Source organism: Escherichia sp. E1130 (genome assembly GCF_005781065.1).
Taxonomy (GTDB): domain Bacteria; phylum Pseudomonadota; class Gammaproteobacteria; order Enterobacterales; family Enterobacteriaceae; genus Escherichia.
The window spans coordinates 1-8,615 of sequence record NZ_VATL01000060.1 but is presented as its reverse complement, the minus strand read 5'-3'; the positions used below and the strand labels follow the sequence as shown (position 1 = coordinate 8,615).

Annotated in this window: 6 protein-coding genes and 3 tRNA genes; 4 read left to right on the top strand and 5 right to left on the bottom strand. The window is 47.9% G+C overall.

From position 1 onward, the window contains the following. Positions 1-114 precede the first annotated feature (114 nt). A complete protein-coding gene (gene mtfA, locus FEK66_RS25180; protein WP_130259958.1) occupies positions 115-912 on the bottom strand; it encodes a DgsA anti-repressor MtfA in 798 nt (265 codons plus the stop codon). Positions 913-1,005: 93 nt separating this feature from the next. On the opposite strand from mtfA, the gene FEK66_RS25175 reads away from it, so the two are divergent. The 3 genes from FEK66_RS25175 (at position 1,006) to amn (ending at position 4,277) form a co-directional block, all read left to right on the top strand. Next, a tRNA-Ser gene (locus FEK66_RS25175) sits at positions 1,006-1,095 on the top strand. Between the two features lie 309 nt (positions 1,096-1,404). Then, positions 1,405-2,721: a shikimate transporter gene (gene shiA, locus FEK66_RS25170; protein ID WP_135494109.1), complete on the top strand. Its 1,317-nt coding sequence runs from the start codon at positions 1,405-1,407 to the stop codon at positions 2,719-2,721. A gap of 101 nt (positions 2,722-2,822) precedes the next feature. Then, complete coding sequence (gene amn / locus FEK66_RS25165; RefSeq protein ID WP_130208633.1) at positions 2,823-4,277, top strand: AMP nucleosidase; 1,455 nt, start codon at positions 2,823-2,825, stop codon at positions 4,275-4,277. 94 nt (positions 4,278-4,371) lie between these two features. Here amn and FEK66_RS25160 read toward each other — a convergent pair. Then, positions 4,372-4,447 (bottom strand) — tRNA-Asn (locus FEK66_RS25160). A gap of 130 nt (positions 4,448-4,577) precedes the next feature. After that, positions 4,578-6,035 (bottom strand): toxic metabolite efflux MATE transporter YeeO, encoded by a 1,458-nt coding sequence (gene yeeO, locus FEK66_RS25155; RefSeq protein ID WP_346763420.1) that lies wholly within the window; start codon positions 6,033-6,035, stop codon positions 4,578-4,580. A gap of 160 nt (positions 6,036-6,195) precedes the next feature. Here yeeO and FEK66_RS25150 point away from each other — a divergent pair. Next, positions 6,196-6,271, top strand: a tRNA-Asn gene (locus FEK66_RS25150). 36 nt (positions 6,272-6,307) lie between these two features. Here the strand turns inward: FEK66_RS25150 and cbl are convergent. Next, positions 6,308-7,258, bottom strand: coding sequence for an HTH-type transcriptional regulator Cbl (gene cbl, locus FEK66_RS25145; RefSeq protein ID WP_135494113.1), 951 nt, complete (start codon positions 7,256-7,258; stop codon positions 6,308-6,310). Positions 7,259-7,359: 101 nt separating this feature from the next. Further along, positions 7,360-8,277, bottom strand: coding sequence for a nitrogen assimilation transcriptional regulator NAC (nac, locus tag FEK66_RS25140; protein WP_135494115.1), 918 nt, complete (start codon positions 8,275-8,277; stop codon positions 7,360-7,362). Positions 8,278-8,615 lie beyond the last annotated feature (338 nt).

The window sequence follows — 8,615 nt, the reverse complement described above, 5'->3', positions numbered from 1 at the left end:
TGAACTACAGAGGAATCGTGAGAACGAGGCGAATATTACTTAGCAGCGCAGCGAGTGTCAACACTAAAATTCGTAAGTCATTTCAATCGGTTAATTAAGCAACAAAATTTATATTTAATGAACATTTGGTACTGAATTGGTGTCTCGCCCATTGGCATTTCGTAGCCGTTGTAATGGATCCTGCTTATAAAATTGGCAGAAACGTTGCCACAGCGAGGGGAAGCGTGGCGCAAAAAGTTCCGGTGCACTAAAAAAGTATTCGGAAAGTACGGCAAAACATTCTGCAGGGTCACTAGCAGCATAAGCATCGATGCTGGAGGCATTTTCGCCCACTAACTCAATTTCTTCCTGAATGTTATCCATCGCCGCATGAAGATCGTGTTCCCATCCAGCGACTTCACGCAAAGAAATGAAGGGAACCCCACTGGCGCGATCGCCATTTCGTGTATCCAGCTTATGTGCAACTTCGTGGATAATCAGATTAAAGCCCGAGGCATCGAAAGAATCTTGTATATCGAGCCAGTTCAGCACGATTGGGCCTTGCTGCCAGCTTTGTCCTGATTGAACGATACGTTGATTATGCACCAGCCCTATATCGTCTTCCCATTCATCGTCTACCACAAATGGCGCAGGGTAAATTAGCACTTCATGAAAACCATCCAACCATTCCAGTCCAAGCTCCAGAACAGGCAAGCAGAAAAGTAAGGCGATGCGACTACTTTTCAATGCATCAAGTTCAAATCCTTGCAGCGGGACCAGTCTTTTTTGCTGCAAAAAACGTTCGGCAAGAGTGACTAGTTTGCTTTGCTCCTGCTCTGTCAGACATGTCAAAAGAGGTATCGCCAGAGCTTCCTTCCATGGCAGCGTATCTTCATGATCTGTTTCTTGTACTTTCCAGGGCCACTTAATCATCGTTTTGCTCGCAAAGTCGTCACTTGAACAAAATTGCACGGACAGGGACTGTTAAAATGCCAAATTTCCTGGCATCATGGCAACCATCTGAACGGAGAGATGCCGGAGCGGCTGAACGGACCGGTCTCGAAAACCGGAGTAGGGGCAACTCTACCGGGGGTTCAAATCCCCCTCTCTCCGCCAATCATTCAAGCAATTAGCTCGCCTGGTGTCAGTGACACAAATCCCATTAGGAAAATTCAAAAAAATCCATCAGAGAAAAATAGCATCAGCCGAGCATGCGTTGCGGCTTTAGCGTTCACATTTTTCTGTTCAACGCGGTTGTGATATGTAACTGCCCCCCTCCCAGCCCTTCATCCTCAGTTCCTGGCATAAAAACATTTGCAGATGCTTTCTGTCGCGGTAGTCTCATAAGGTTCGTTTATAGATCGACGGCAATGTGAGTTACCTTTTCCATACTAATTATAAAAAGACAGTACAAACAGGATCACTATGGACTCCACGCTCATCTCCACGCGTCCCGATGAAGGAACGCTTTCGTTAAGTCGCGCCCGACGCGCTGCGTTAGGCAGTTTCGCGGGTGCCGTCGTCGACTGGTATGATTTTTTACTCTATGGCATTACTGCCGCATTGGTGTTTAATCGCGAGTTTTTCCCGCAGGTAAGCCCGGCAATGGGAACGCTCGCTGCATTTGCTACCTTTGGTGTCGGTTTCCTTTTTCGTCCGCTCGGTGGTGTCATTTTCGGCCATTTCGGCGACCGACTGGGGCGTAAACGCATGTTGATGCTTACCGTCTGGATGATGGGCATCGCCACAGCATTGATCGGCATTCTCCCTTCGTTTTCAACTATTGGCTGGTGGGCTCCAATTTTGCTTGTGATGCTGCGAGCTATTCAGGGATTTGCTGTTGGCGGAGAATGGGGAGGCGCTGCGTTACTGTCCGTTGAGAGCGCGCCAAAAAACAAAAAAGCCTTTTACAGTAGCGGCGTGCAGGTTGGTTACGGAGTAGGTCTACTCCTTTCAACCGGACTGGTTTCATTGATCAGTATGACGACAACTGACGAGCAATTTTTGAGCTGGGGTTGGCGCATTCCTTTCCTGTTTAGCATCGTACTGGTGCTGGGTGCATTGTGGGTGCGCAATGGCATGGAGGAGTCCGCTGAATTTGAACAACAGCAGCATAATCAAGCGGCGGTGCAAAAACGCATCCCGGTTATCGAAGCTCTGTTACGACATCCCGGTGCTTTCCTTAAGATTATTGCACTGCGACTGTGCGAGTTGCTGACGATGTATATCGTTACCGCCTTTGCACTTAACTATTCGACCCAGAATATGGGGCTGCCGCGCGAATTATTCCTCAATATTGGTTTGCTGGTGGGTGGATTAAGCTGCCTGACAATTCCCTGTTTTGCCTGGCTTGCCGATCGTTTTGGTCGCCGTAGGGTTTATATCACCGGCGCAATAATCGGAACGTTAAGCGCATTTCCTTTTTTTATAGCGCTTGAGGCACAGTCCATTTTCTGGATCGTTTTCTTCTCCATTATGCTGGCGAACATTGCGCATGACATGGTGGTTTGCGTGCAACAGCCGATGTTCACCGAGATGTTTGGTGCCAGTTATCGCTACAGCGGCGCTGGCGTCGGATATCAGGTTGCCAGCGTGGTAGGCGGTGGATTTACACCTTTTATTGCTGCTGCTCTGATTACTTATTTTGCAGGAGACTGGCATAGCGTCGCCATTTATTTGCTGGCAGGCTGCCTGATTTCCGCAATAACTGCGTTGTTAATGAAAGACAATCAACACGCTTGATAGCCTGGCGAAGATCGTCTGATCTTCGCCTTACACTTTTGTTTCACATTCCTGTGACATACTATCGGAAATGCGGTAATTGTATGGAACAGGAGAGACGTATGAATAATAAGGGCTCCGGTCTGACCCCTGCTCAGGCACTGGATAAACTTGACGCGCTATATGAAAAATCTGTAGTCGCTTTACGCAACGCCATTGGCAAATATATTAAAAGTGGCGAACTGCCTGATGAAAACGCCCGAAAACACGGTCTTTTTGTCTATCCATCGCTGACCGTGACCTGGGACGGTAGCGCAACAAACCCTCCCAAAACACGCGCGTTTGGTCGTTTTACTCACGCTGGCAGCTACACGACCACCATCACCCGCCCTGCTCTCTTTCGTTCATATCTTAATGAACAATTAACTCTGCTGTACCAGGATTATGGTGCACATATTTCCGTGCAACCGTCAGAGCATGAAATTCCTTATCCCTATGTCATCGACGGCTCAGAGCTGACGCTTGATCGCTCAATGAGCGCCGGATTAACTCGTTATTTCCCGACAACCGAACTGGCACAAATTGGCGATGAAACGGCAGACGGCATTTATCATCCAACGGAATTCTCCCCGCTATCGCATTTTGATGCACGCCGGGTAGATTTTTCCCTCGCACGGTTACGCCATTATACGGGTACGCCAGTCGAACATTTTCAGCCGTTCGTCTTGTTTACCAACTACACACGTTATGTGGATGAATTCGTACGTTGGGGGTGCAGCCAGATCCTTGATCCTCATAGCCCCTACATTGCCCTTTCTTGTGCTGGCGGGAACTGGATCACCGCTGAAACCGAAGCACCGGAAGAAGCAATTTCCGACCTCGCATGGAAAAAACACCAGATGCCCGCATGGCATTTAATCACTACCGATGGTCAGGGTATTACTCTGGTGAATATTGGTGTGGGGCCGTCAAATGCCAAAACTATCTGCGATCATCTGGCGGTGCTGCGCCCAGATGTCTGGTTGATGATTGGTCACTGCGGAGGATTACGTGAAAGCCAGGCTATTGGAGATTACGTACTTGCGCATGCTTATTTACGCGATGACCACGTTCTTGATGCGGTTCTGCCTCCCGATATTCCTATTCCGAGCATTGCTGAAGTACAACGTGCACTTTATGACGCCACCAAACTCGTCAGCGGCAGGCCGGGTGAGGAAGTTAAACAGCGGCTACGCACTGGAACTGTAGTAACCACTGATGACAGGAACTGGGAGCTACGCTACTCAGCTTCTGCACTGCGTTTTAATTTAAGTCGGGCCGTGGCAATTGATATGGAAAGTGCCACCATTGCAGCACAAGGATATCGTTTCCGCGTACCATACGGGACGCTACTGTGTGTTTCAGATAAACCGTTGCATGGTGAGATTAAACTTCCCGGTCAGGCTAACCGTTTTTATGAAGGCGCAATTTCCGAGCACCTGCAAATTGGCATTCGGGCGATAGACTTGCTGCGCGCAGAAGGCGACCGACTGCATTCGCGTAAACTGCGGACCTTTAATGAACCACCGTTCCGATAATGAGTTCAGATCCTTTGCGTCAGGGAAAGATGTGAAGGATTTGATTAAGTAACAAAGCAAAAAGCCCGCTATAAAAGCGGGCTTTTCAGAAATTTGGCTCCTCTGACTGGACTCGAACCAGTGACATACGGATTAACAGTCCGCCGTTCTACCGACTGAACTACAGAGGAATCGCGAGAACGGGGCGAATATTAACGATGCCCATCCACAATGTCAAAGCCTGTTTTTTAATTTTGAATTCGTTTGCTGAAATAATCTGCGCTTTGTCGTTTATTCCGACACATCTGGCTTTTTTTCATACTATTTATGCTCAGGACGAGGGTATTTCCATAACCATCGCCCTGTCACCATTCGCCAGTAAAACAGCACCGCCCGCACGGCCCAGTCGGCAAACATCCCCATCCAAACGCCAACCACGCCCCAGCCAAGCATAATTCCCAGCACATAACCGACTACCACCCGGCATCCCCACATGCTCAGCATAGAAACCCACATGGCGTAGCGAGCATCTCGAGCACCTTTAAAACCAGCAGGTAGTACCCAGGAGGCGGACCAAATCGGCATAAATAAAGCATTCAACCAAATCAGAATCACAACGACATGTTTAACCTGCGGATCCTGGGTATAAAACGACGCCATAATCCCGGCAAAGGGGGCGGTTAACCAGGCTATTGCCGTTAATCCAATAGTGGACAGCCAGAAAACATGCCTCAATTGAATTTCTGCTTGTGCTATCTGCCCTACCCCCAACCTTCGACCCGTAATGATTGTAGAAGCAGATCCAAGTGCACTTCCTGGTAAATTGATAAGAGCCGCAATCGAAAAAGCGATAAAATTCCCGGCAATAACACTCGTCCCCATCCCGGCAACGAACATTTGTGTTAATAACCGGCCACTGGTAAATAATACGGATTCCACACTTGCAGGAATACCAATCCCCATGACTTCCCAGATAATGCTGAAATTCAATGGCTTAAAATAGCTCTTTAACGAGATCCGTAACGCAGGATTAAAACCAATCGCCAGGACCCACAAAATGGCGACTGCGCCAATATAACGGGAAATAGTTAATCCCAGCCCTGCCCCGACAAACCCTAACCCCTGCCAGGAGAAAAGACCGTAAATCAATATGCCGCTAATGATGATATTAAGGATATTCAAACTACCATTTATAAGAAGCGGTATTTTCGTATTCCCTGCGCCGCGAAGTGCTCCGCTGCCAATCAAGGTGATTGCCGCCGCAGGGTAACTGATGACGGTCAGTTCCAGATAAGTCAGCGCCAGTGCTTTTACCTCCGGCGTGGCCTCACCTGCAACAAAATCGATAATTTGCTCACCAAAATGATGAATAAGCGCTGCCAACAGTACGGCAAACAATGTCATGATCACTAATGACTGCCGTGTCGCTACCCTCGCTCGCCGTCGATCACGCTTACCGAGACTAAATGCCACAACGACTGTAGTACCAAGGTCGATAGCTGCAAAAAAAGCCATAATGACCATATTAAAACTGTCCGCCAACCCAACGCCTGCCATCGCATCTTTTCCCAGCCAACTGACCAGAAACGTGCTCAGTACGCCCATCAACAGGACACAGGCATTCTCCATAAAGATAGGAACAGCAAGCGGGGTTATCTCACGCCAGAACAACACCTTGTAGCTCTTACGTTTTGCGTGCCAGCGAGTGCCATGAACAATCTGGCGTAAAGCTGAGGAGATATTCAAAACTGACCTTAATTGCAGAAAGTGAAACCACATTTCAAATAATGAGGGAGAATCAGCAAAGCTGCAAAGATTTTCGCCAGCAAATTGTCTGCAAATGCAACAAACTGTTGATAGAAACGGCAAACGGTTGAGAAATTTAAAAATCAGGTTTGACAAAAGATTTTTCGCCGTTAAGATGTGCCTCAACAGCGATTCCTCTGTAGTTCAGTCGGTAGAACGGCGGACTGTTAATCCGTATGTCACTGGTTCGAGTCCAGTCAGAGGAGCCAAATTTCTGAAAAGCCCGCTTTATAGCGGGATTTTTGCTATATCTGATAATCAATTTCCTCTTCACTATTTTCCATCACCTGTCGCTTAATATCCTCAACCGACAGTCCTGCATTGCACAGTTCCAGAAAACGCCAGACATAGTTACGCTGCAATTGGCCTCGTTTTAGTCCCAACCAGACGGTATTAGCATCGAAAAGATGGCGCGTTTCCAGACGGATTAAATTCTCTTCCTCTTGTTCGCCACTGGATTGTTCGGCGACCAATCCTATCCCCAGGCCAAGAGCTACGTAGGTTTTGATAACATCAGAATCCTGCGCACTCAATACAATATCTGCCAGCAAACCTTTGCGGACAAATGCGTCATCAATCCGCGAGCGACCAGTAATCCCCTGTCGGTAAGTGATCAACGGCCACTTCGCTATTGATTCCAGCGTCAATGGCGTAATTTTTGTTAAGGGATGACTATCTGGAACGAGCAAACTATGATGCCAACGAAACCATGGGAAGGCGACGAGTTGCGGATCATTGCTCAGACGCTCACTGGCGATGCCAATATCGGCACCGCCATTTTGCAGCAACGTCGCAATTTCCTGTGGTGTTCCCTGGATAAGCTCAAGCCGCACTTCCGGGAAAAGTTCGCGAAAGGCTTTAATGACCTTTGGCAAGCTGTAGCGTGCCTGAGTATGCGTCGTTGCGATAGTGAGAACACCAGATGCATTGTTGGTAAAGAGATCGGCAAGTCGACGAACATTACTGGCTTCATTCAGAATGCGTTCTGCAATTACCAGCAATGCTTTGCCCGGTTCAGTCATACCAAGCAGTCGTTTTCCCCGACGAACGAATATTTCTATACCAAGCTCATCCTCCAGCTCTCGAATATGACGGCTGACACCTGACTGTGAGGTAAAAAGCATATTCGCAACCTCTGTCAGGTTGTAATCCTGACGTGCAGCCTCGCGGATTATCTTTAGTTGTTGGAAATTCACGGTAAACTCCGGGCAGATCAGACATTCCGCTATTGTTAAAGTCTAACGCCCGGCATAACAAATAATAAAAACCCGCATCTTATTCCATCCAGATATAACGTTTAGCTAACCAATTGCCATTGTCTTTTTTCCATGACTGGAGGACTGATCACTGACAATAACAGCTCTTTCACTGCTTGTGCCTGTGGCGACAGTTTTGCTCTGGCTGGTAAATTTAATGACAAGGAAAGACTCATTGACGGTGTGGTAATACGTGACATCCATCCGTTAACTGCGTCACATAACGAGCGCGCGGCTGATTCGGGTAACACTGCAACCCCCATGCCGCTGGCAATCGCTGCGGTAAGCGTGGCGATAGACTCAATTTCACCGATGACTTTTGCCGTGAGTCGCCGTAAAGAAAAAGCCTCATCAACGCGGAGTCTTACGGCACTGTAATCGCTGGGAAGAAAGAGATTCATTTGCGCTATAGCATTAACATCAACGCTTTGCCCTGGAAAATCCTGAGTTCCGACAAGAAAAAGATCTTCTTTTAACAAAGCCTGGCTGGATACGCCTGCCACAGGGGAATGCTCGTAAATTACCGCCATATCAAGCTGGCTATTTATAAGTTTATCGTTAAGAACAGCGCCGCTGTTTTCATGTAGATAGATAATCACTTCCGGAAATTCGGCTCGTACCGCCTGTAATAAGGGCATGGTGATAGACGACGCGGCAGTTCCTGGCGCAAAGCCAATTGAGACTTGACCCGATAATGTCTGACCTACGTTATGAACTGCCAGTTGGGCCTGTTCACACTGACGTAAAATTGCCCGCGCATGGGTATAGAGAATTTTTCCGGCATCTGTTGGAGTAACGCCACGTTTAGTGCGAATCAAAAGTTGTTGATCCAGCTCGCCTTCCAGTGTGGCGACCTGCTGACTGAGCGCAGGCTGCGCGATATGTAACACTTCAGCAGCCTGGGTCAGGCTACCAATGTCTACAATTTTTACGAAGTATTTCAGGCGTCTGAAGTTCATGTTGCCTCCGGTTTTTAAGAATCGGCCCAAGTGCCGGTATTACTCACAACCAGATTGCAAGATGCTTGCCAGTTTAAGTTTGGCGCTAATGCGAAAGCTAATCGCCTTTCAAATAAGAGATTATGATTGTTTTGTCCTTTCGTCCGGGTTACAGAACGAGCGTTCATTGCCCCATAAAAGGATGGCATGCACTACAATGGAACATTACAAAAAAGATTGAATGTTCATCGCTTTGTCGAAATTGCCAGCAAACGAACAAAAAAATGCATTTCCCCCTTTGACATCGCGGAACGCTGCCATTAATATGCGCCCCGTTCACACGATTCCTCTGTAGTTCA